This is a genomic window from Terribacillus sp. FSL K6-0262 (assembly GCF_037977385.1).
Taxonomy (GTDB): domain Bacteria; phylum Bacillota; class Bacilli; order Bacillales; family Amphibacillaceae; genus Terribacillus.
In genome coordinates this window covers 1723285-1747905 of record NZ_CP150277.1, presented here as the reverse complement: position 1 = coordinate 1747905, position 24621 = coordinate 1723285, and the positions used below count along the sequence as shown (strand labels likewise).

Sequence of the window (24621 nt, the reverse complement as noted above, 5' to 3'; positions counted from 1 at the left end):
GATGCGACGACTTGCATATATACCATGGTTACTGACGCTCTTCCTGCTTGCTGCATGCTCTGCCGATCCCGAAGCGGCTGATCACTATGCCAAACGGGAAGAAGTGAATGTGAACATTGAGGCTCCTTCATCCATCGAAGCTGATTCTGCTCCGCAAATCGATGTAAAGCTCACACAAGATGGACAAGCACTCGAACAGGAAGCGGAAGTCCATTTCCTTATCTGGAAAGACGATAACAAAGCAGATGCCGACGAAATTCCGGCATCACTGGACGCCGACGGAACATACCATCTCGAATATAACTTCCCGTCAGATGGAGTCTACTTTATAAAAGCAGACGTAAGGGTCGGTAATATCCATCTGATGCCGACGAAGCAAATCAGAGTCGGCGAATTGACGGAAGAAGAAATCGAGAAGATAAAACAAGAGCAAGAACAGAAAAAACAGCATGATAGCGGCGGTCACCACCATCATTAATAAAAAAAGCCGTATTCCGAATCGGAATACGGCTTTTTTCTATGGTGAATTCCCGGATTGATAAGCATTTACTTCTTTTGATAGGTGCGGTATATTATTCGTAATTACTACTATTTAAGGTGAGCGTATGCAGCATAAAAACTATTTAGCACTTGCCCTTCCGCTGACATTATCGACAATCACGACACCTTTGCTCGGCGTTGTCGATACAGCGGTCGTCGGCCAGCTTTCCGATGCTTCCTATATTGGCGGGGTCGCTATCGGCACTATCATCTTCAATACCATGTACTGGCTGTTCGGATTCCTCCGGGTCAGCACCTCCGGCTTCGCTGCCCAGGCATCCGCCAGTCTGGATACAGAAGAGCATGTCATGGCATTACTGCGGCCTTCTGTGGTTGCGTTTGCTGTAGGTTTGCTGTTTGTTCTCATCCAGCAGCCGATTCTGCACTACTCCCTCTCCTTCCTCGGAGCGAGCGATGCAGTCAATAGCAGTGCTTCGGCTTATTTTTCCATCCGGATTTGGGGTGCACCATTCGCGCTTGCCAACTATGTCATCCTCGGCTGGCTGATTGGGATGTCGTATATCAAAGCAACGCTTATCCTGCAAATCTGCACGAATGTGCTCAATATCATCCTTTGCATTCTGTCTGTCCATGTGTGGGATTGGGGAGTGGCAGGCGTGGGAGCTTCCACGCTGATTGCCGAGATTTTCTCCTGCCTGTTTGGCTTTTTGCTGCTGCGCAGATACGCCCGCAGCATCTGGAAGCATCCATTTGTCCAAGCTTTGCGCCGGGCTGTGGATCCCAAGCCTATGTGGCACATGATGAAGGTCAATCGTGATTTGTTCATTCGGACAATATGCCTGCTCGTTGTCTTTAATTTATTTACTGCAAAAGGGGCTGAATTGGGAGAAGATGTGCTGGCAGCCAATGCAATCTTGATCCAGATCCACTATATGATGGCATATTTCTTTGACGGGTTCGCTAATGCTTCAAGCATTGTCGCCGGCCGCGCACTCGGGGAGCGCAATGAAAAACTTTTCTCCCAGTCACTGCGTCTATCCCTGCAATGGGGGCTCGGTATCGCGGTGGCATTGGCACTTCTCTTCCTTGCTGGTCAAAGGTGGATTTATCCGCTATTCTCCGATCAGCAGCATATCATTGCGCTGACCGCATCCTATGCCAACTGGCTTGCCCTGTTCCCAATTGTGGCTAGTCTCGGACTTGTCTATTATGGTGTGTTTACGGGTGTGACGGAAGTGCGCTTTGTCCGCAACTCCATGATTCTTGCTGCCCTGCTGTATTTGGCGGCACTTTATGCGCTGCAGCCGCTCGGCAACCATGGCCTGTGGATTGCTTTCCTCCTGTTCAGCCTTGGACGTTCCGTCTTTCTTATCATGTATGTACCAAAGCTGCGCCGGCTGTTCCAGCAGACGGCAGCAGCATGAATCAGGCCTGGTGGCCTCCGATTTTCGTACTGCGCTCTATCGTCATGCCAGCTGCTGTATAGCTGCTGGCACGCAGTATCGCAGCAGTCCCGAAACGTGCACGGATTTCATCCATCGCCCGGCTCAGATCCTTTTGCTTGCTTTTGTCCTCGAATAAGCTGAGCTGTGTCGCTTCTTCATCGTATAAATTGGTCAGGGAGACAGACACCCTCCTGACTTCATAGCCTTTTTGGTAATGCTCATGAAATAATTCCAGGCACAGCTTATACATATCCGTCGTCAGATTGGAGGGACTCGTGAAGGAACGGGAGCGGCTGAATCCTCCGCCATGCTGACTCGCATATCCAATGGACAAATGAACCGTATTGCCTTCCTTCCTATCCCGCCTCGCCCGTCTGCAGGCTTCCTCACACAGCTCCAGGATGATGGTCGGGATTTCTTCCCCCCGATAATTACGCAGCAGGGTAATGCCATGTCCGTAGCTTTTCTGCTCCTGTTTGACGAAATCCCCCAGTACCTCGCTCTCATCGATTCCCCATGCATGCCAATATAACTGCTCCCCCATCACACCGTATCGTTTTTTGAGATGATCGAGTGAAGCATGCGCCAGATGTCCGAGCGTGACAATCCCCATCCGATTCAAGTTCCGCTGCATCCGGCGTCCGATTCCCCAAATATCCTGTATGGGAACGGGCCATAATAAACGCGGGACATCCTGATAGCGGCAAATAGCGATGCCAGAAGTCTGTTTCTTTGCATGGATATCCATCACGACCTTGGCGAGAAACTTATTGTCCCCGATTCCAATTGCCGCCGTGACCCCGAATTGCTCCAGGATATCTGCCTGCAGCTTGGCCGCTGTCTCTCGCGCGGTTCCATGCAGCTTTTCCGTACCATCAAGCGTCACCCAAAATTCATCGATCGAATAGACATGGATTGCTTCCATCGGGACATACTCATGCACGAGCTCGGTAATCGCCACCGAAACCTCCAGATAATCCTTCATATGTGCTTGCGCAATCACGATTTCCGGATCCTCCGGCAATTCGAAATATCGGCTGACATTGCTGACGCCATGCTTCTTCTTCAATGCCGGACTGGCAGCCAGCACAATGCTTCCCGGCCGCTTCGTATCCCCGACCACTGCAAGCAACGCCGTCATCGGATCGAGACCGCGTTTGACACATTCCACACTGGCATAAAAACTGCGCATATCCACACAAAGTACCTCATGCTGCTGAAATCCGCTGTAATCCATCTTCTCCACCTCCAAAAGGGAACAAATGTTCTTATTTTAGATTACCCGATTTGCAGCTGTTATAGTAGCTGTAATTTTTGGATGGAGAGGAAAATCGAAAAAAGATCGCTTTGGCAATCTTGTATTATTTGGTGATATAGTGCTTAAAAGGATATGTTTCAGCCAGATGTGTTCAAGGATGAGAAAATGGTTGATTTTTCATTAAGTAATAGGAATCTTAACAGGAGTTGAAATTATTTATGAACTCGTTCTGGATGGGCACATGAAATGGTTTTACCTAGCGATACCGATTAGTCGGTTATGCGCTATATATGCTGCGAAACGGGAACAACACGAGCATCCATCATCTTGACTTAAAAAATCCCTTGATATGGAAATGCGTCCTAAAGTGACACTCCACTTTAGGACGCAGAATAGCTGATGACTCCATACTCCCCATTGCATTCAAGGCAAAGCTTTGCATGATAGTATCCCCTATATCAGCAGCCCTCATTACAAAAAGAAATGCTGCAGTGTTGATTGAATACCGGCTGCATAAGGGGACTCGCACATCTGACCATGCTTCTGTTTTGCTTCCTCCGTAGCATTAGCAACAAGGTAACCATTTCCCGCATATTGCAGCATTTCGAGATCATTCCCACTGTCTCCAAAAGCATAGATCCGGGCAGGCTCCACCATGCAGTGACTTGCCAAGAACCGGACAGCTGCCCGTTTTCCGGTATTTAGTGGAATGAAATCAATATCATATGCGCCGTCCGGATCCCCCGCCCGTGGATTGCACGCGTTCACATTCAGTCCTACCTCAGCTGCAGCAGCTGCCTGTCTTACTCTATGCAGCACATCGGTCAAATCACCCCCATCAGGAAAGTAATAGAAGTTCTTTTTGTACATGCTCTGTCCATGCATTGTCTGCGGCTGCAACGCTATCCCGTCCAGGGAAAGCTTATCAATCAGACCATCCACGCGTTCATTGAATTCTTCTTGGACAGGTAAAAACCGTTTCCAAGCATATATCTCCTTGCGTTCCCCCCTAGCTGTTATCTGGTACAGTTCCGTCCCCAGATTGGCTGCAATGAAATGGGGCATGTACGTCAGGTGCGCACGTTTCATTTTATCAGCCAGGGATGCACAATCACTGCCAGTAACCCACGCTATCTTCACATGATACTGCCTGGCAATCCGATCGAGATACAGTTCCATTCCATGCAAATCCTCCAACTGTCCGTCCTCGCATGCATGAGGAAAATAAGTTTCATCAAAATCAAAACAAATAAGCGATTTTGTGCTATCGGTACTGGCAAAGCATCTTTTAGCATCCACTGCAAACACCTCCTTGCCTACCATAAAAGATGGGAACGTTCCCAAGTCAACAAAAAAATAGATATGCTATGATATAGCTACATCTAAAGTCCAAGGAGCTGGTTGAATGCGTACCATCAACGATATCGCAAGACAATGCGGTGTTTCCAAGAGCACTGTCTCCCGCGTATTGAATGGGCATCCTTATGTGTCTGAACAAAAGCGGCAGAAGGTCCTTTCTGCCATCGAGGAATCCGGGTTCACCCCGAACAATCTGGCTGTTCAATTTCGTAAGCGCAAGACCTCTGCCATAGGCATAATCACACCCCAAGTCGATCATCCTTATTTCGCATCGCTCGTCCAATCTTTATCGAATGCCTGTGCAGCAAAAGGATGGAAACCCGTCATCTTTCAGACATTCGGTGATAAAAAGCGGGAACTGGATGTATTTGCCAAACTCAAACACCGTGAATTAGATGGCATAATCGCTACATCATCAGCACTGGACGCTCCCCTTTTAACCCATTGCCTAGAAAATGGTCCTATACTTATTTGCAATGAAAAATATGAAATCGATACAACCGTATGCAGTCTGGACGAAGAGCATGCAGCCTACAAATTGACGATGCATATGCTGCAAACAGGCAAGAAACGTCTTTTATTCTGCCTCGACCAAATCTCTCCATCCCAAGAAGCTAGATATAAAGGTTTTCTAAAAGCCTTGGCTGAGAAAAATGTACAAGAAGGTGCGCAACGAATAGAAGAAATGGTGACGATTGAGGATGGCATTCGTTTGGGGAACGAGTTATTCCGCGATGATCAATCGCTGATAGACGGCATATTTGCCGGGAGTGACTTCATTGCAGCTGGTATCCTGCATGCTGCCAAGCAGCACGGAATTTCCGTACCAGAAAAGTGCGCCGTTACTGGGTTCGATAACCACCCCATTTCCCAGATAACCGATCCACCGCTGACCACTTATGATAATGACATTGCTGCTATGGCACAAGAGACTGTTGAGCAATTAGACTTGCAGCTGACTGGCAATACATATGCACCCAAACGTTTACTATGGAAAGGATATCTTGTACCGAGGAATTCCGCATAAAAAGACAGACCCGTTTCGCGCTCACTTTTGCACGGAACGGGTCAAGTCTTATGCTTCTATCTTATTGAAGAACTGCGGCAGATGCTCCTTATGTGCTTCCAACAGGTCATCGACCAATTTCTTCGCAATCTCATCGGATGGTACAAGCGGGTTGATCGTCATCGCAAGCAAGGCAGTGTTGTAATCACCTGTGACAGCCGCTTCGGCACCGACACGTTCAAAGGATTTGATCTGCTGTACAAGTCCGCGTACTGGTACTGGCAGGTCACCGATGCCGATCGGTTTCGGACCATCTTTTGTAATGACACAGTTGATCTCGATGGCAGAATCATTCGGGATACTTTGGATGGCACCATTATTGATCGTATTCACAGTCTGGATATCACGCTTGTCATTGTAAATGGAGTTGATCAAGCTGCAGGCAGCATCGCTGTAGTAGGCACCGCCGCGCTTGGAAAGCTGCTCCGGTTTATGTGCCAGATTCGGATCCTTGTAAAGCTCGAACAAATCGCGCTCTACGCCTTGAACGACCTCGGCACGTGTACCCTCCGCATCTGCTGCTTCGAGCTCTGCTTCAAGCATCTTGGATGTTTGGTAGTAATAACGGTGATACGGGCAAGGGATGGCTTTCAATCCTTTGATGAAGCCAGGCTCCCAGCTGAAGAACTTGATATTTTCCATAGTCATTTCATTATCATCACTTGTCATTTTATCCAAGACTGTCTCTGTCACATTGTCCCCGTCCAAGTAGACGTTCAAGCCAAATACCATATGATTCAGCCCCGCAAAGTCAACATGCACACGATCCGCATCCGCACCGAGCAGCTCTGCGATTTCCATCTTCATCTTGATCGGCACATTACACAAGCCGACGACATTTTTGATATTGGAATAACGAAGGACAGCTTCCGTCACCATACCCGCTGGGTTCGTGAAGTTGACGAGCCATGCATTCGGGCAAAGCTCCTCCATGTCCTTACAGATGTCCAGGATGACCGGAATTGTCCGCAGTCCTTTGAACAATCCGCCTGGTCCGTTTGTTTCCTGGCCGATGACATTATATTTCAATGGAATCCGTTCGTCCTTCGCCCGCGCATCCAAAAGGCCGACACGGAATTGTGTCGTAACGAAATCTGCATCCTTCAAAGCTTCCCGGCGATCCAATGTCAAATGCACATCGATCGGCAGACCTGCTTTTTTCACCATGCGCTTAGCCATATTCCCTACAATCTCAAGCTTTTCTTTCCCTGCCTCTACGTCCACGAGCCAAAGCTCCGTGATTGGCAATTCGTCATAGCGTTTGATGAACCCTTCCACGATTTCCGGTGTGTAGCTTGATCCGCCGCCGATTGTCACGATCTTCAATTTTCCCATGATTAAAGCCTCCTATATGGTTACGTTTTAGATCTACAACCTCAGCTTAAATGCTGGAATGCATCCCAGGTCAAGCACAAATTCGTAAGTAATTTGCAAAGAGGCTGTCCAGAGCTTACAAAACGTTCGTTTTCCGCTAAAATAAGGGTAAGAAAGCGATTTCCAAAGAGGTGATGCACATGAGTAATATCAAGCAGATCGCACAGATGGCCGGCGTTTCCCGCAGCACTGTTTCGCGCGTCCTCAATCACCATCCCCATGTCCATGAAGATACTCGGCGCAAGGTCCAGCAAATCATCGATGAGCTGGATTACATCCAGAACAGCAATGCCGTGCAGCTGAAGAAAGGCAGGACGAATACAATCGGCGTCGTTTCGCCATCCATCAGTCACTATTTCATGCAAATCGTCCAAGGCATTGCCGAAGCCGGCACCTCCTGCCAGTATCAAACCCTGCTGTATCAAACAAATGAGAAACCGGATCAGGAATTACAGGCATTGGAAATGCTGCGTCAAAAGAAGCTTGACGGACTGATCATCCTGCGCTGCGGGATAGGCTGGGAAAAAGTCGCCGCCTATACGAAATACGGTCCCATCATGACCTGTGAACCGCTGCAGCATCCAAAAATCCAATCCATCTATATGAATCATTATGAAGGGTTCCAGCTCGGACTGGAGCATTTGATAGAAAAAGGCTATACCCGCATTGCCTGCACAATAGGAAGAGCCGAAAGCAGAAACAGCCTGGAACGAAAGAAGGCATTCGAGGATATTTTGCAAAAGCACAGCCTTCCCGTCCATCCCGAATGGATCCTGGATGAGACATTCACAGTCGATGACGGTCGCAAAGCTTTGCAGAAGCTATTAGCCGGCAAAGAGATGCCCGATGCGGTTATCCATGCCAGCGATTATGTTGCGGCCGGAATGGCAGCCCAAGCACGAGCAAAGGGAATCCATGTCCCTGATCAGCTGGGGTTAGTCGGCTTTGAATCCGATCAAAGCGATATAGCCGGCCTGATGGAGCTGACGCATGTACGCAATCCCCTTAAGCAGATGGGGGCAGAGGCATTCCGCCGCATGCATGCGGAGCTGACGCAAACACCGTATACAGCAGCTGACCTTTCCTTCTCCTTGACGGAACGCCAGTCTACTGCCAGAAGCATGGAACGAATGCAGATATGAAGGTTTCCTGTATAATCGTCCCCTCGCTCTAGTTAGCGGGACAGAAAAGGAATAGCTGCCAAGCTACTCCTTTTCACTGAAATCCATGATAAAACGGCGGTGACTCCCGATCATCTTTTCCGGAAGTCCATCGAGAGGGAAAAAGGCCAGCTCCATGGATTCTTTTTCATCATGCATCAGCTCCCCACTAAACCGATCCGTCCGATACACGATCGTCACATTGTAAAACTCATCACCATTGGCTGCAACGGCAAAATTATCTTTTCCGGAATACACATTGACCAGCTGCAGATCCTCCACCGTCAGACCTGTTTCCTCGAGGACTTCCCTGGCAGCGGTTTGTTCAGCTGATTCCCCCAGCTCCATCAGTCCGCCGGGCAAACCCCATGTTTCAGGCGGATGCACCCGCTTTTGTAACAGGATATGCTGTTTTTCATCCAGAATCAGGCATAATGCCCCCACCAGGATGACAGGCTGATGGCCAACGTATTTACGAAGATTTTCCACATAACTCACGGGCATATCACCTTCCTTTTGTCCAGTTTACCAAAATGACCGATATAGCTGATAGAATTCTTTGTTCCTCCTATGATACAGTAACTATATCAGAACGAACTAGGAGTGATCATATGGAAAAAATCATGTTCATCCAAACCGGATTCGGTGTCGATGTACACGGTCAGGATGTCACGAAAGCAGCGGTTCGGGCAGTGGTCAACGCCATTCATACGAATTCCATGCCAGGAATCACAAGTGTCCTTCCTGAAAATGACTTACATAATATGAAGGTGAATGTCCGCTTGGCCGTCCCTGCAGACAAGGACAAATTGGATATCGAGCAAGTGAAGGCCCGCATTCCATACGGTACTGTGACAGTGGAAGTGATCGATGGGGGCATGCTGACATCCAGCGCCATCTATTTGGAGGAAAAAAATGACAAGAACGATATGATGTATATCGTGAATGCCTCTGTCGAGACAGGCTACTGAAATGATCGAACACAAAATCTATAATATGGTGATGGTGCATAAGGGAGATCAAGTACTTCTGCTGGACCGGCAGCACGACGACTTCAACGGCTTCATCCCGCCAGGCGGGAAAGTCGATTTCCCGGAAAGCCTCACTGCAAGCGCCATCCGGGAAGTGAAGGAAGAGACCGGGCTGGATGTCTGGAATCTCGAGTATAAAGGTGTCCAGCATTATGTGAATGAGGAGCGGAATGTCCGATATTTAATATTCTATTATGTCACGGACTCCTTTTCCGGCACACTGCTGACGGACTCAAGAGAAGGCAACCCCTCTTGGTTCAAGAAGCCGGAAGCCATGAATCTGCCAATGCAGGATGTCGTCCGCACTGCCTTTCCATTATTCTTCCAAGAAGGTACATTCGAATTGTATCTGCACGCGAAATCGGGCACCGCGGATTATGAAGAAGAGATACTGCATACTTAGACAAGGGGAAGCCTCCAGCTTCCTTTCCTTGTATCATGGTCACTGCGAAGCAGGATAAAGATATGGAAGATGAATTGATCCAAAACTTAAATGCGGCGATGCCAAGGCCGAATTACATCATCCCCTCCCTTTATCTATGTAATTGATTCTCTGAATCTAGTTCAATGGATAGGTCTATCCACTCATTTTTCATATTTTCAAATCGGCTTCACTTTCCCAACTTCCCCTGCCATTCTCCAAGTTTCTATATTTTTATGCGAATTTCCTCTACGATATTTCCCAACTTCATTGGAAAACATGTCGGATAATGTAATGATATCTTCCAAAAATCGCATCAACTTAAGGCATACAAGCATCGCACCCGTCCAAAGTACCATTGTAAATCTAGCAGACTAGTAGCTATACTACCTTCTAAGGAAAACTTTACCTACATACGTCTTTTGTTTTCCGACTATTTAAACTATTAGCACAAGGAGAGTGACTTGCTTGAAGAAGAATAAATGGATGGCTTCTGCGATGGCTGCCGTTATCGGATTCAGCACTTTTACATTATCATTCGCGCCAGCGCAGGAAGCACAAGCCGAAGCTTCCACCGAGAAAGCACCAGCCGTGACGTACTCACCGAAAGCTTCACAGGGCGGTGCACCCTTCGACAGTGCCATCGCCAATGAGGACAAATTGATTGAAATGCTCAAGGAAGAAGGCAAAATCAGTCAGGATGCTACCGAAGCGGAAGCTCAGGAAGCATTGAATGCCTATCTCAAGCAACGGGAAGAACAAAGTGCCGAAGCAGCTAAACAGCCTTTGCCAAAAGAGCTGGAGGAAGCCGCAATTGATGAAAATGTAGTAAGTGACACCGACAAACCAAATGGCAACGCCGACAATGCCGCAAGTGCTTCCCAGAAGCAAGAAGCATTGAAGAAAGGCAAGGATAAAGGAAAGGATAAGAAAAAAGACAAGAAAGTCGATAATGTGAAGGAAGAGAAGTATGAAGGAGAAGTACGCGAAGACAAAGTGCTCGTCTTGGCAATCGACTTCCCTGATTACAAAAACAGCTCCATCACACCGGAAGAAACGGATATGTGGTATGAGGATTATACACATGATCACTTCCAGAACATGATCTTCGGTGAAGATGGCTATACTGGTCCGGATGGCCAGGACTTCACTTCCATGAAGCAATACTATGAAGCGCAATCCGGCGGCAGCTATACTGTTGACGGGGAGATCGCCGGATGGTACACAGCAGACCATCCTGCAGCTTACTATGGTGCCAACGATCCTGCTCCAGACGGCAGTGATACAGCTGCAAGGGAATTGGTGTATGAAGCCCTAACGAAAGCTGGACAAGATCCTAATGTCGACTTGAGCGAATACGATCAATGGGATCGCGATGACTATGATGGCGATGGCGTTTACCATGAGCCAGACGGTATCATCGACCACTTGATGGTCATTCACGCAGGTGTCGGTGAAGAAGCTGGCGGCGGAAGCCTTGGCGGCGATGCCATCTGGTCTCACCGCTGGAATCTTGGCGGACTTGTGGCAGTCCCTGGTGGAAGCTCCACTAGTGACCGCTTTGACGGACAGCTTGCAGCTTACGACTATACAATCGAACCGGAAGACGGAGCTATGGGAGTATTCGCGCATGAATACGGCCATGACCTAGGCTTACCGGATGAGTATGATACGAACTATACTGGCCAAGGGGAAGCTGTTGCTTATTGGTCCATCATGGCCAGCGGAAGCTGGGCTGGTGATGTGCCAGGGACCGAGCCATCTGGATTCAGTGCCTATGCGAAGGAATACTTGCAAAACGCACATGGCGGCAACTGGCTGAGCGGTACGACGATCGATGCAGAGGATTTGGATGGAGATAAAGTAGAACTGCTGCTGGATGAAGCTGTAACAAAAGGTACAAACAACGATGTAATTCGCGTAAACCTGCCCGATAAAGAAACAGAAGTAACGAAGCCTGCTAGCGGCACGTATGCTTACTTCGGCGGTAAAGGCAATAATGTTGATAACAGCATGACAGCGACTGTTGATTTGACCAATGCTTCTTCTGCTGAACTGACATTCAAAACTTGGTATGATATCGAACAAGATTGGGATTATGCTTCTGTCAAAGTGAACGGGGAAACTGTTCCTGGCAGCATTACGACTACAGAAAACCCGAACGACCAGAATCCGGGGGATGGTATTACCGGGACGTCTGAGGGCTGGGTGGATGCCACTTTCGATTTGAGTGCCTACGCAGGCCAGGAAATCGAGCTTTCCTTGAATTATTGGACGGATGTCGCTGTAAACAACGCTGGATTCTACGTGGATGACATTCAAGTGACAGCTGATGGCAGCTCTGTCCTGACAGACGATGCAGAAGCTGACAGTAGTTTTGAGCTAGCTGGATTTGCGCAAGATAAAGGCGTTTCCCTTTCCGAGCACTACTACTTGCTGGAATGGCGTACGCATAATGGCGTTGATATCGGCCTTGACCATATCCGCCGTGGTGACAGCTTGATGAGCTACAACACTGGTCTGCTAGTCTGGTACGTCGATAATTCTTATGATGACAACTGGACTGGCACACATCCGGGTGAAGGCTTCCTAGGTGTAGTGGATGCCGATCAAAAGGGACTTTACTGGAGCGATGAATCAGTAGCTTCCACTCGTTATCAAATTCACGATGCAGCCTTCAGCAAAGATAAATCTGAGAAGATGTTCCTCGATTATCGTGCTACGAATGGCTTGACGCTGAAAGATAATCACACGAAGAGCTATGATAAGTTCAAGGATGATAAAACTTATTTGAATAAAGCCCTTCCTGACGCTGGACGTAACGTCCCAGAGTATGGACTTGAGTTTGAGGTCAAAGAAGACAGTCTGGATGGTACAGTAGGGAAGATTGAAATCTCCCGCTAAGATTAACAGCACAGAAGGAACCCGTTCATTTACGGGTTCCTTCTTTTTTTGGCAGTAATACTCGGAAGATAGTACCCTTGCCTTCTTCACTCTCCACTTCTATCGTACCATGATGCGCCTTGACGATAGACTGGCTGATGGAAAGACCAAGACCCGCGCCGCCTTGCTGGCGTGCGCGTGAACTATCACTTCGATAGAATCGGTCGAACACATGCGGAAGATGCGCTTTTGGTATACCGGCTCCATTATCTTTTACGAGGATCCCAGCATCATGTTCTGTTGCCCCAAGCGTTATATGGATTTCTCCATGCTCTGAATCTGTATGCTGGACTGCATTATAAAATAGATTCAATAACACTTGTTTCAATTTGTCCTTATCGGCAGCTACCATCAGTTGCTCATCTACTGAAAGCTGTACTTTCCTGCTGCCGGCAAGCATATCAAAATGCGGCATCATTTCCTCCAGTACAACACTCACCTCCAAATCCTGCAGCTGCAGATCCTCAGACTGATCCAGCTTGGTGAGTAGAAGCAGATCCTCGACCAGTTTCTTGATCCGCTTCGATTCCTTGAGCATGCTTTCAAGTGCCGGATAGAGCTGATTCGGATTCTTAGCAGCTCCTCTTAATAGCACTTCCAAAAATCCATGAATGGAAGTGAGCGGAGTCCGCAGTTCATGGGACGCATCCGCAATGAACTGCTGCATTTGTTCTTTTGCTTCCCGTTCTGACTGGAAAGAGTTATCGATCCTTTCTACCATTTGATTGAAAGCAATCGTAAGCCGTTTGATTTCGATTTGGTCGGAATCCTCTTCCATCCGCTCGGATAGATTCTCGGCACTCGTCCGTTCTACTCTCCGGATGATCCGGTGCAGCGGATCGAGTGCTTTTTTGATCACGCTTGTGTAAAGCAGGATGCCCGCTCCCAATGCCACAATGGCCAACAGGAAAAATACCTGCAGCTGCCCTTTGATGACATCGTTGATTGATGCCGTCTCTGTCCCAGCCTGCAAATAACCTGTTATATCACCAAACCGTCGATCAGCTACAATGACAATGAGCTGCTCTTTCCCGTCTTCGTCCTCCATCACGATGTACCGGGCGGACTTATCATCCCTGCTATTCATATGCTTACGAAGCTCTTCCTGGCTCAAGCGCGGACTGGAGAGTCCGTTCTCCTCTGATATGTCTGTGTAGGTACCGGACGTATCGATTCTGGCTAAAGAACGATCGAAAAGAAACGGCTGATGCATAGCATCATTTTGTTCGAGCAGTGCCGGCGGAAGCGAATGCAGCTGTGACTGCATGGCATCTGCTTCATTCTGATACAGGAAATCTTTCATCAAGAAGTACTGCAGGATACCGACGACTGTCAGGATAATAGCAAGAATAAGACAGGATAAAGCAACGATCTGCTTGTTCAATGTTCTTGGTTTTAAGTTGCGTATTCGCTTCATCTGACATCCAGGCGATAGCCCGCTCCCCTGATTGTGCGAATCAGCTGCCGATCTTTATCGTGGAGTTTTTCCCGCAGAGAACGGATATACACTTCCACAATGTTTTCTTCTCCACCAAATGCATATCCCCATACCTTATCGAGGATAAGTGCCTTGCTCAGTACAATTCCTTGATTCATCGCAAGATATTTCAATAGCTCATACTCTGTCGGAGAGAGCTGCAGCAGCTCTTCCTCCAAGTAAACTTCTTTACGGCGATCATCGATTCGTAAAGGGCCTGCCACAAGGGAATCGCCCAGTTCCGGAAATTGATTGCGGAGCCGTGCCTGCATCCTGGCGAGCAATTCCTCAAAACTGAATGGTTTGACCAAGTAATCATCTGCTCCGCCATTCAATCCTTTGACACGATCATCCACTTGATCTCGTGCTGTCAACATAATGATAGAAAGCTTCCTGCCTTTCTTTTTCAGCATCCGGCACACTTCGAACCCATCCATTCCCGGCATCATGACATCCAATATGACGATATGAGGCTCGAACTGCTCTGCCTTGGCAATAGCTTGCATACCATCAGCCGCACTCTCTACGATATAACCTTCATTTTGCAATCCAAGCATCAGGAACTGTGTGATTGTCTGTTCATCATCGACGACCAATACTTTTATGTTATCCATTCTGTCATCCATTCTTCTTTTTTCTTTATTATGGAACAACTAGCTGAAAACCAGCTGAAGATTCCCGAATTTCCTCACTTTCAGCAAATCTTCAGCTAGCTTTCAAGTGCACTTCAGCACCTGGCTCCATACTGTCAATTAGGCAAAGGGGACAAGCTCAGAAGCATTATAGCATGCCCCGAAAAAGTAAAGGAGATGGCAAGATGAATTTCTTGAAACGTGCTTTCTGGAGTATGAAAGCAAAAAAAGGAAAGACCTTATTGCAACTGGTGATCTTCACCGTCATATGTGTATTCGTCCTATCGGGACTTACGATTCAATCGGCAGCCAAAGCATCCAGTGAATTGGCAAGGCAGGAACTGGGGGGATCCGTCACACTTCAAGTAGACCGGGAAGCAGCCATGGAGAATCAAAAAAGCGAGCAAAGTGAATCAGACGGTCCGCCGCAGTTCACCAGCACGCCGATCAGTCTGGATGATGCAGAGTCCGTCGCAGCTTTAGATCATGTGAAAAGCTACAACTATACCGTTTCTGCTTCTGCCAATGCAGAAGACTTCGACATCATCGAAAGCAGCATGTCTGCTGACGACAGCAGCGAAGCTGAAGATACGCAGGCTCCTGGAGGTGATCAAGGCCGGGGCGGCATGGTGCAAGCTGACCTTACTGTAAACGGTACGCTGACCAGTGATGAAGCAGATAGCTTCAGCGATGGGGAAGTAGAAATCGTCGATGGCCGCGGTATCGAAGAAGCAGATGCCGGCAGCGACGTTGCCGTCATCGAGCAGACACTTGCTGAGGAAAATGATTTGGCTGTCGGAGACACCATCACCATCAGCTCCTCAAATGATGAAGATATCACGCAGGAATTGGAAATCGTCGGTATTTACGAAACAAGTTCTGCAGGAAGCGACCAGGCAATGAACTTCTCCTTCCTGAATCCGTACAACACGATCTATGTGCCATATACAGCAGCCAACACGCTCAAAGGCGAAGACTACACGGATACGGTCGAATCCGTGACTTACCAAATGGATGATGCAGAAAATATCGATGCATTCCTGGCCGCTGCCAAGAAAACAGATGTCGATTTCGATGTTTATGAACTGGATGCAAATGATGACCTTTATCAGCAAATGGTCGGACCAATCGAAAATGTTGCTTCCTTCGCAAAGAACATCGTCTATCTAGTGACGATTGCCGGTGCTATCATTCTTGCGTTGATCGTCATGCTTTCCATTCGGGAACGTAAATATGAAATGGGTGTCCTGATGGCGATAGGAGAAAAGAAATGGAAGCTTGCAGGACAGTTCATTGCCGAAATCGTGGTCATCGCCATCGTTGCAGTTGGATTATCTTCCCTTTTTGGAAATCCGATTGCTAACGTACTAGGTAATCAGCTATTGGTTCAGCAAACGACTGCAGCCGCCGATACTTCGTCCTCCTCCATGCAGCAAGGACCTGGCGGTGGCGGCGGTCCGATGGGCGGCGGTCCGGGACAAGCTGTCTCTGATGCATTCAGCCAGCCGAGTGAAGCAATCAGCAGCCTGAATATCAACATAACATGGGAAAATATCTTGATACTAGGCGGTATCGGATTGGCAGTGGCTGTCATTGCAGCACTTATCCCATCCATTTCGATCCTAAGAATGCAGCCGAAAAGCATTTTGACAAAACAAGAATAGAAAGCAGGGGTATTTATGACAGCACCATTATTGGCATTCAAAGACGTTGGCTACTGGTACACCGACAAAGAAAATGCTTTATTCCAAAATGTGAGTATCGATTTTCATAAAAATACATTCTATACGATCACCGGCACCTCCGGATCGGGCAAGACCACCTTCCTGTCTTTGGCAGGAGGGCTGGACAAGCCTAGGGAAGGGGACATCGAATATGACGGGAAATCGATCCGTAAAATGGGGCTCGGGAAATTCCGCCATGATTATGTCTCGATCATCTTCCAGTCTTATAATCTGATTCCTTACATGACAGCTTATCAAAACATAGCATCCGCAATGGCTATTACAGGGAAAAAAGTGGGTGACCAAGAAGATTATATCCTAAAAATGCTGGCGAAGGTCGGTATCTCCGAGGAGCATGCAAAGCAGCGTGTGCTCACACTCAGCGGCGGACAGCAGCAGCGCGTGGCCATCACCAGGGCTTTCTGCTGTGACACGGACTTGATCGTAGCGGATGAACCGACAGGCAACCTGGATGACAAGACATCCAAGGAAATCGTGAAGCTCTTCATCGACCTTGCCCACCAAGAGAACAAATGCGTGATCATGGTCACCCATGATCCACAAATCGCGGCTCAGTCAGATGTAAACATACAGCTATCCAACGGCAGCTTCCGTCTGCTGCAGCATATCTAAAATAAAAATGCGTATCCCCTCCAGGATACGCATTTTTCATTTTCGTTTCAGCTTATAACCGACGGATAGAATGATCACCCATATCGGCAAGATGAACAGTGCCAGACGGTAATCCGGGATGAATCCCATGATGACGATTACGGCAATCAGGAATAACAAGACAAGATAATTGGATATCGGGTGAAGCGGCAGTTTGAAAGAGAGTTTACTTGCTGCTTCCTTTCCGATTCGTTTCCGGAAAGCTAGATGGATGATGACAATCATGATCCAGTTGATGACAACGGCTATGGTCGCAATTGCCATCAGATAGCTGAATACTTTTTCAGGGAACAGGAAGTTTATGATTACAGCTATCGCTGCTACCCCAGATGACACCAGAATCGCTGCCACCGGGGCACCGGTACGTTTGCCGACCCTGCCCAAGAACCTCGGTGCATTCCCTTGCTTGGCTAAGGAATGCAGCATCCGTCCATTACTGTAAAGGCTGCTGTTATGTGCAGACACTGCGGCAGTAAGGACGACGACATTCAATATCCCTGCAGCCGCCGGAATGCCGACGCCATCGAATATTTGCACGAATGGACTGCTTTGGCCGTCGATTTGATTCCATGGGAAGACGGACATGATGACAAGCAGCGCACCAACGTAGAAAATCAATATCCGGTAGACCACTTGATTGATTGCCTTTGGTATCGTCTTCTTCGGTGTATCCACTTCTCCGGCTGTGATACCAACCAATTCGACCCCGCCGAAACTGAACATGACAAGCACAAGTGACAAGATCACACCTGTCAGGCCATTCGGCATGAAGCCTCCCTCATCAAACAAATTGGAGAAGCCCGTAGGAACGCCATCATTCCCAATACCAGTTAAAATGAGTACCAAGCCGAGGATGATCATCCCGATAATTGCGACAACTTTGATGATGGCAAAATAGAATTCGAACTCCCCATACAGTTTGACACTTAATAGATTGATGCATGTAATCAAAATCAGGAAGCCAAATGCCGTCACCCAAGTCGGGACACTCGGGAACCAATACTGGACGTAGATACCGACAACCGTCAGTTCCGCCATGCTTACTGCCACATAATTGAACCAATAATTCCAGCCTGAGACGAATCCAAAGAAATCACCTAGATTCTGATAGGCGTAATAACTGATGGAACCCGAATTCGGTGTATCCACCGATAGTTCGCCCAGTGCTCGCATAATGAAGAAAATCATGATGCCGCCGATAAGATATGCAAGTGCAATTGCCGGTCCAGCCAATCCGATCGAGGATGCAGAACCATAGAACAAGCCTGTTCCTATTGCTCCGCCAAGCGCAATCATCTGCACATGGCGGTTTTTTAAACCTTTGTGTAAATCATTTGATGATCGATCATTTCTTGCCATGTCTATGCCCCTTGCCTACTATCATTTTCCTCTTGCATATTGGTGCGCAGCAGCACAGAAGCAGGTCGATGGAAAGATAATAGTAAAAATAATTGATACCGAAACGCCCGCAAGCGTACGGGTTATTCCATATGCTATCTCAAATGGACACAAAGATAAACCATAAAATCGAAAATCAATAGTCAGTTGTACAAAAAATTGATACGTTATGGATCATATGACGCAAGATAACCAGAAAATAGTATTTACAAATTTCATCCCTGCCGATTCTGCAAGCCTAGCCAGGTGGCTGTGATGCTATTGGTCTGACCAACACAAGATCGATCTGCCTCTGTATATTTATGTGTTCCCGGATGAATCAAAGTCTCTCATGTTTTATTGTAAGAAAATTTAGTATAATGAGTATAGCTGTTTTGGCCAAATTATAGAAGTTTTTTTATCATACACATATTACAGGGGAGAATCCAGTCCATGAATACTTTTCCATTCGAAGAAGCAACTATATCATCCTTACAGAACGACCTGACAGCAGGTAAACTGACATCGACTGCCTTGGTCGAAGCCTATCTGGAACGGATAGCAAAGAAAGATTCCGTCCAGGGCGGGACAAATAGTGTGCTGGAGGTCAATCCAGATGCATTATTCCTTGCAGGACAAATGGATAAGGAGAGAAAAGAAGAACAGCTGCGCGGACCGCTTCATGGTATTCCTGTCTTGATCAAAGACAACATAGATACGGCGGATGGCATGCACACAAGTGCCGGGACCCTTGTACTTGCTGATAACTATGCCAAGCAGGATGCCTTCATCGTCCGAAAGCTGCGTGAAGCTGGTGCCATCATTTTAGGAAAGGTCAATATGACGGAGTGGGCAAACTTCATGTCAGAGCCTATGCCGAATGGCTACAGCGCCCGCGGCGGTCAAGTACGAAACCCTTACGGAAGTTTCGATGTCGGCGGCTCCAGCTCTGGGACAGGTGCAGCTATTGCTGATAATTTGGCCGCTGCAGGTATCGGAACGGAAACAAGCGGCTCCATCCTCAGCCCATCCAGCAGCAATTCATTGGTCGGCATCAAGCCGACCGTGGGACTTGTATCGCGCAATGGCATCATTCCCATTGCTCACAGTCAGGATACTGCAGGGCCGATGACGAGATCCGTCGAAGATGCGGCCATCCTGCTTCAAGTGATCGCCGGCAAGGATGAATCGGATCCAGCCACGCTATCGGCTCCGGTTCTCCCAGATTATACAGCATCACTCCAAAAAGAGGGATTGCAGGGTAAGCGTCTTGGTATAGATGGGCACACATTGAATAGCCTGTCCCCCGAAAAACGCGAGCTTATGGAAAAAGCCTTTATGGTACTGCGGACTCAAGGTGCTGAGCTTATCCATGTGCAAGTTCCGGAAATCACCAGGGAATCAAGCGTGCTGTATCATGAATTCAAGCACGGCGTGAACCGATACCTGCGAACAGTATCCCCGCATCTTCCGGCCCATACATTGAAAGAAGTGATCGAATGGAATCGCATCAACACCGAGTCTGCCCTCATACATGGTCAAGATATCCTTGAAGCTGCCGAGAAGACGGATGGGACGCTTAAACAGGCAGAATATTTACGGGATCGGCTGGCCGACATAAGAGAATCCCGCACGGAAGGCCTGGATCCTGTCATGTCGGATGCAGGACTTGATGCAGTCATTTTCCCCAGCTATCATGGATGCGACATCGCAGCCAAGGCAGGATACCCGTCGATCACCGTGCCTGCTGGTTACACAGAGACTGGCGAACCATTCGGAATTACGTTTACAGCCGGCGCATTTGAGGAAACTACCTTAATAGAAATCGGCTATGGCTACGAGTGCGCCACAAAGCACCGTAAAGCTCCAAAATAATCCATTCCGGAATACAGTTGAAATATCTCGTGTTGTATAGTAAAGTTAGGGATGTTTTTAATTGCATAAGAACTCATTGGATTGCATAGGCAATCATCAATCAATGAGTGTGATATGCGGCTTTTCCAAACAAAGTGAAAAGCTGCATCTGGACCGAATGGGGACAGAACGAGCACATGATATATATTCATATGCTGCGATATCTTATTTATTCTGGAATGATGCTGTTGTATAAAATAAGCCGTTCGGATTAGCAAGAATATCCGATACGGCTTTTTTCGTTAAGTTCACGGCAGCATGCCATACTATAGACGAGGTGAAAGAATTGGGCAACAAACAAAACAACACAGAGCCAGGCTTACAAAGAAAGCTCAAAGCCCGTCATTTGGGGATGATCTCCCTTGGAGGAACCATCGGGACAGGCCTGTTCCTTGCCAGCGGAGGTGCAATCAGTCAAGCTGGCCCTGGCGGAGCGCTGCTGGCATATGCCCTCATTGGCTGCATGGTCTTCTTCCTGATGAACAGTCTGGCTGAGATGGCGGCCTTCATGCCTGTCTCGGGAAGCTTCAGCACCTATGCGACAAAATTCGTGGATGAATCTCTTGGTTTTGCCCTGGGATGGAACTATTGGTTCAGCTGGGCCGCGACGATAGCAGCCGAGCTGGTTGCCGTGACATTGATCATGGATTTCTGGTTCCCCAATACGCCATCCTGGATCTGGAGTGCCGCCAGTCTGATCATCATGTTCCTATTGAATTATATTTCTGTCAAAGGCTTCGGGGAATCTGAATATTGGTTTGCCTTGATAAAGGTCATCACGGTCATTGTATTCATCATCGTCGGTCTTTTGATGATAGTCGGAATCCTAGGCGGGGAATCGCCAGGCTTCTCGAACTTTACCGTAGGCGATGCCCCATTCAATGGCGGTTTCCTTGCTTTGATCGGTGTGTTCATGGCAGCAGGATTCTCCTTCCAGGGGACGGAATTGCTCGGTGCAGCAGCAGGGGAAGCAGATAATCCAAAGGTATCGATACCAAAAGCGATTCGATCTGTTTTCTGGCGTATTTTGCTATTCTATATCCTGGCTATCTTCGTGATCGGAATGCTGATTCCATATACGACAGACAGCTTGGCAAGTGAAGATGTCCAGCTGAGCCCATTCACACTCGTCTTCGAAAAAGCTGGTATCGCCTTTGCGGCATCTGTGATGAATGCGGTCATCCTGACAGCAGTCTTATCTGCCGGGAACTCTGGTATGTACGCAAGCACCAGGATGCTGTGGAATTTGGCGAAAGAAGGGAAAGCCCCTCGCTTCCTTGGCAAATTGAATAAGAATGGTGTACCCGTCAATGCCTTGATCGGTACTGCAGCAGTTGGCTGTGCGGCCTTCCTGACATCCTTCTTCGGAAACGGTATCGTCTACACATGGCTGTTGAATGTGGCCGGTATGACTGGATTCATCATCTGGATCGGTATTGCAATCAGCCATTATCGTTTCCGCAAAGCGTATGTAGCACAGGGCTACGATCTAAAGGATTTGCCATACAGGGCGAAATTCTATCCCTTTGCCCCATTATTCGCGCTCACCTTAAGCATCATTGTAGTAGTCGGACAGAGTCTATCATCCTTTACGGAAGATGGTTTTGATATCGGCAGTTTTATTGCTTCCTATATCGGCATCCCGATCTTTTTGCTCTGCTGGATTATCTACAAGGTGAAATATAAAACAAAAGTGCATAAGCTCGAGGATGTCGATTTGACGACTCCCGAACATGAAACAGCCCCGGACTGAGTCCGAGGCTGTTTTTTCGTCAATAAAATCCTGGAGCTGCTAACGCTATCACGATTACAAAAATCAAATAAATGAAAATCAAGCCTTGGTAGCACAGCCCAATTATCGCACATACCCTTCCGCCGAGATATAATGCCTTTATCGCTTCTGCGTCATCTGTTATTTTGAGACTCTTATTTGCAAATATGATTGCCAGAATACCTGTTATAATCCCGATCACCGGGATGAGAATCGTCACAATGCCAAGTGCTAACGTGCCAGATGGCGAATATCGTTTTTCTTCCATTATCCTTATCTCCTTCCTCCCATTCATTTTCATTATAGCTTATTTTTCCAAATATAGAAAAAGCGCACGGATCATCCGCACGCTTTGCCTCATTTGAATACATTTTTCACTTTTTCAACAGTATAATGGCTGCCGCCCTTATCCTGAACACCTTCTACCATCATGCTGATCAGCATATCCTGATTATCATAATCATACGCAACAAACCAGCCATTTTCTGTGCCATTCTTATCATCCTGGCTTTGCTTCAATTCCGCAGTACCAGTTTTACCTGCCAATGTCAGTCCATCCACTACAGGATTATGCGCCGAGCCGCGTTCATCTTCCACAACACCCCGAAGTCCTTCCGTGATTGCATCTGCACCTTCTTTAGGCAGGACACCTTCATGCCATACGACAGGCTTTTCAGCTTTCGACTTGAGCAGCGTCGGCTTAATCAAGTTGCCATCGTTGACGAAAGGAGTGTAAGCCGCTGCCAAATGAAGCGGAGACATAAGCACCTGTCCTTGCCCATAGCCGGAATCAGCAAGAAGTGTCTCATTGTCCAAGCCATCATTGGAAATCGATGAGGCTGCGGTCGGGAACTCATAATCCAGCTCTTCACCAAAACCGAAAGATTTCAAGCCTTTCTCAAAGTTTTCCGCTCCTGTATCCACGGCCGTCTGCGCAAAGTATATGTTATCCGATGTGATCAATGCATTCTCCAGGTCAACATCCGATAAGCTATCCGAAACACGTGTCACACTGTAATTTCCGAATTTGCCATCATTGTCCCATTTCAGCCCTTCGATATGCTTCTTCTCGTCTGGTGTAATGACGCCATTTTCCAATCCGATAGCAGCTGTAAGCGGCTTGATGGTCGAACCAGGAGCATAGGCTTTATTGAATTTAGCTGAGAATGGACTATGTTCATCATTGGATAGTTTTTCATATTCCTCATCATCCCAGCCGAAAATGAAGTTATTCGGATCATAGGATGGTGTGCTCACCAGTGCCAAGGTAGCTCCAGATTTGGGATCCAGGGCAACTGATGCCCCGCTGTCGTCCTTCAGCTGATCGTAAATCTTTTCTTGGGTACCGATATCGATTGTCGTCTCGACATCTTCCCCGTTCTGCACCTCCGTCTCGGCAATCACTTCTTGTTCATCGCTCGTCTTTGAAACCGTATAGATCTTCCATCCGATAGTGCCTCGAAGCTTATCCTCATAGACGGATTCCAATCCTGTCGAGCCAACATAGGAATCCGCATCATAATTGGAAGCATTGTCATCTTTCTCGAGGAACTCTGCATCCACTTTTTTCACATATCCGGTCAAATGTGCTGCAGCTTCCCCATATGGATAGAATCTTGAAGTTGTGTCGGTTATTTGGACACCAGGAAGTGAATCGACCTCCTTAGCCAGGTCACGCTGATCAGGGCGCAATATTTTAATCGGTACATCCACTTCATCTGTCACCCAGCTCTGATCCAGCAGAGCGTCAATTTCTTCCCTGTCCATATCAAGGACCTCAGCCACTTGATCCAGGGCCTCATCCCGGCTCATTCCGTCCGCCTCCAGCTGACCCGGAATGATTCCGACGGATGGAACCGTTGCATTGAATGCCAGCTCTTCCCCATTCGTATCCAAAATCCGGCCGCGTTCCGGTTCCACTGAAGTTATACGGACGCTTTCGTTGTCATTAAGCTGGGCAAAGATATAGGAAGGGTCCCAATTCACCTTCCAAGTCGCACCGTCTTCCCCATCTACTTTCACAAGCTCCGCTTTTTTGTCAAACTCCACTTTTCCGGCAACCGTCTGCATGCTGACAGATAAAGGAAGCTGTTGGGTATCCGCATCTGATTTTTCATCCTCTTCAGACACATCACCTGCCGTGACCTTCAAATCGGATACTCCAGCCTGATCATAAATATCTGTATACCGTTTAATGAAATCTTCCTTGGAAATATCTTTTTGCGATTCTTCGGACAACTGATCATACATTTTATCGAAGTCCTGGGCATTCCAGTTGTCGACAAACTGATCGAGTCCTTCCTTCGCTGACTGATCATCCGAACAAGCGGAAAGCAGGAACACCATACAAACCACAAATAATATTGCTGCTAATCGTTTCATAGCTCACCTTTCCTGTCTCTGTAAACTGTTCCCCAATTATAGCATAGGGGAGGAAAAACTTTGCAGAATTTCTTCGTGTATTTCCCAGGAAATAGACAAAACCCATCAAAAAAA

At 47.6% G+C, this 24621-nt stretch carries 20 protein-coding genes; 11 read left to right on the top strand and 9 right to left on the bottom strand.

The window, feature by feature from the left end; all coding sequences use genetic code 11:
* Window position 1 precedes the first annotated feature (1 nt).
* Together MHI54_RS09080 and MHI54_RS09075 are read left to right on the top strand one after the other, a co-directional pair.
* Window positions 2-478, top strand: a complete 477-nt coding sequence (locus MHI54_RS09080; protein WP_158221522.1) for a FixH family protein — start codon at window positions 2-4, stop codon at window positions 476-478.
* A 127-nt stretch (window positions 479-605) separates the two neighbouring features.
* Window positions 606-1925: an MATE family efflux transporter gene (locus MHI54_RS09075; RefSeq protein ID WP_095215766.1), complete on the top strand. Its 1320-nt coding sequence runs from the start codon at window positions 606-608 to the stop codon at window positions 1923-1925.
* A gap of 1 nt (window position 1926) precedes the next feature.
* On the opposite strand, the gene MHI54_RS09070 is transcribed toward MHI54_RS09075, so the two are convergent.
* Together MHI54_RS09070 and MHI54_RS09065 are read right to left on the bottom strand one after the other, a co-directional pair.
* Window positions 1927-3183 (bottom strand): DNA polymerase IV, encoded by a 1257-nt coding sequence (locus MHI54_RS09070; RefSeq protein ID WP_095215765.1) that lies wholly within the window; start codon window positions 3181-3183, stop codon window positions 1927-1929.
* 492 nt (window positions 3184-3675) lie between these two features.
* Window positions 3676-4503 carry an HAD-IIB family hydrolase gene (locus tag MHI54_RS09065; protein ID WP_340081313.1) on the bottom strand — a complete coding sequence of 276 codons (828 nt, stop codon included), beginning with the start codon at window positions 4501-4503 and terminating at the stop codon, window positions 3676-3678.
* Window positions 4504-4609: 106 nt separating this feature from the next.
* On the opposite strand from MHI54_RS09065, the gene MHI54_RS09060 reads away from it, so the two are divergent.
* Window positions 4610-5590: a LacI family DNA-binding transcriptional regulator gene (locus MHI54_RS09060; protein WP_340081312.1), complete on the top strand. Its 981-nt coding sequence runs from the start codon at window positions 4610-4612 to the stop codon at window positions 5588-5590.
* A 48-nt stretch (window positions 5591-5638) separates the two neighbouring features.
* Here MHI54_RS09060 and MHI54_RS09055 read toward each other — a convergent pair whose 3' ends face one another.
* Complete coding sequence (locus MHI54_RS09055) at window positions 5639-6964, bottom strand: 6-phospho-beta-glucosidase (protein ID WP_095215762.1); 1326 nt, start codon at window positions 6962-6964, stop codon at window positions 5639-5641.
* Between the two features lie 179 nt (window positions 6965-7143).
* Here MHI54_RS09055 and MHI54_RS09050 point away from each other — a divergent pair, with 179 nt between their 5' ends.
* Window positions 7144-8145 carry a LacI family DNA-binding transcriptional regulator gene (locus MHI54_RS09050; RefSeq protein WP_095215761.1) on the top strand — a complete coding sequence of 334 codons (1002 nt, stop codon included), beginning with the start codon at window positions 7144-7146 and terminating at the stop codon, window positions 8143-8145.
* A 63-nt stretch (window positions 8146-8208) separates the two neighbouring features.
* Here the strand turns inward: MHI54_RS09050 and MHI54_RS09045 are convergent, their stop codons facing one another.
* On the bottom strand, window positions 8209-8661 hold the full coding sequence (locus MHI54_RS09045) for an NUDIX hydrolase (protein ID WP_340081311.1): 453 nt from the start codon (window positions 8659-8661) through the stop codon (window positions 8209-8211).
* Window positions 8662-8774: 113 nt separating this feature from the next.
* On the opposite strand from MHI54_RS09045, the gene MHI54_RS09040 reads away from it, so the two are divergent.
* The 3 genes from MHI54_RS09040 (at window position 8775) to MHI54_RS09030 (ending at window position 12519) form a co-directional block, all read left to right on the top strand.
* The gene (locus MHI54_RS09040; protein ID WP_095215760.1) at window positions 8775-9134 is read left to right on the top strand and encodes a Lin0512 family protein; all 360 of its coding nucleotides are present in this window, start codon (window positions 8775-8777) and stop codon (window positions 9132-9134) included.
* 1 nt (window position 9135) lies between these two features.
* Window positions 9136-9597, top strand: a complete 462-nt coding sequence (locus tag MHI54_RS09035; protein ID WP_233134973.1) for an 8-oxo-dGTP diphosphatase — start codon at window positions 9136-9138, stop codon at window positions 9595-9597.
* 486 nt (window positions 9598-10083) lie between these two features.
* Window positions 10084-12519 carry an immune inhibitor A domain-containing protein gene (locus MHI54_RS09030; protein WP_340081309.1) on the top strand — a complete coding sequence of 812 codons (2436 nt, stop codon included), beginning with the start codon at window positions 10084-10086 and terminating at the stop codon, window positions 12517-12519.
* Window positions 12520-12544: 25 nt separating this feature from the next.
* Here MHI54_RS09030 and MHI54_RS09025 read toward each other — a convergent pair whose 3' ends face one another.
* Both MHI54_RS09025 and MHI54_RS09020 read right to left on the bottom strand, forming a co-directional pair.
* Window positions 12545-13975, bottom strand: coding sequence for an ATP-binding protein (locus MHI54_RS09025; protein ID WP_340081308.1), 1431 nt, complete (start codon window positions 13973-13975; stop codon window positions 12545-12547).
* A complete protein-coding gene (locus MHI54_RS09020; RefSeq protein WP_198946037.1) occupies window positions 13972-14649 on the bottom strand; it encodes a response regulator transcription factor in 678 nt (225 codons plus the stop codon). The genes MHI54_RS09025 and MHI54_RS09020 overlap by 4 nt, the downstream gene beginning before the upstream one ends.
* A 203-nt stretch (window positions 14650-14852) precedes the next feature.
* On the opposite strand from MHI54_RS09020, the gene MHI54_RS09015 reads away from it, so the two are divergent.
* Together MHI54_RS09015 and MHI54_RS09010 are read left to right on the top strand one after the other, a co-directional pair.
* Window positions 14853-16331 carry an ABC transporter permease gene (locus MHI54_RS09015; protein WP_340081307.1) on the top strand — a complete coding sequence of 493 codons (1479 nt, stop codon included), beginning with the start codon at window positions 14853-14855 and terminating at the stop codon, window positions 16329-16331.
* A gap of 15 nt (window positions 16332-16346) precedes the next feature.
* Complete coding sequence (locus tag MHI54_RS09010; RefSeq protein ID WP_095215754.1) at window positions 16347-17024, top strand: ABC transporter ATP-binding protein; 678 nt, start codon at window positions 16347-16349, stop codon at window positions 17022-17024.
* 36 nt (window positions 17025-17060) lie between these two features.
* Here MHI54_RS09010 and MHI54_RS09005 read toward each other — a convergent pair whose 3' ends face one another.
* Window positions 17061-18422, bottom strand: coding sequence for an amino acid permease (locus MHI54_RS09005; RefSeq protein ID WP_340081305.1), 1362 nt, complete (start codon window positions 18420-18422; stop codon window positions 17061-17063).
* A gap of 471 nt (window positions 18423-18893) precedes the next feature.
* On the opposite strand from MHI54_RS09005, the gene MHI54_RS09000 reads away from it, so the two are divergent.
* Window positions 18894-20315, top strand: coding sequence for an amidase family protein (locus MHI54_RS09000; protein WP_095215752.1), 1422 nt, complete (start codon window positions 18894-18896; stop codon window positions 20313-20315).
* A 325-nt stretch (window positions 20316-20640) separates the two neighbouring features.
* Window positions 20641-22107 carry an amino acid permease gene (locus MHI54_RS08995; RefSeq protein ID WP_233134970.1) on the top strand — a complete coding sequence of 489 codons (1467 nt, stop codon included), beginning with the start codon at window positions 20641-20643 and terminating at the stop codon, window positions 22105-22107.
* 19 nt (window positions 22108-22126) lie between these two features.
* On the opposite strand, the gene MHI54_RS08990 is transcribed toward MHI54_RS08995, so the two are convergent.
* Window positions 22127-22393 carry a hypothetical protein gene (locus MHI54_RS08990; RefSeq protein WP_095215751.1) on the bottom strand — a complete coding sequence of 89 codons (267 nt, stop codon included), beginning with the start codon at window positions 22391-22393 and terminating at the stop codon, window positions 22127-22129.
* 89 nt (window positions 22394-22482) lie between these two features.
* The gene (locus tag MHI54_RS08985; protein ID WP_095215750.1) at window positions 22483-24507 is read right to left on the bottom strand and encodes a penicillin-binding transpeptidase domain-containing protein; all 2025 of its coding nucleotides are present in this window, start codon (window positions 24505-24507) and stop codon (window positions 22483-22485) included.
* Between the last annotated feature and the right edge of the window lie 114 nt (window positions 24508-24621).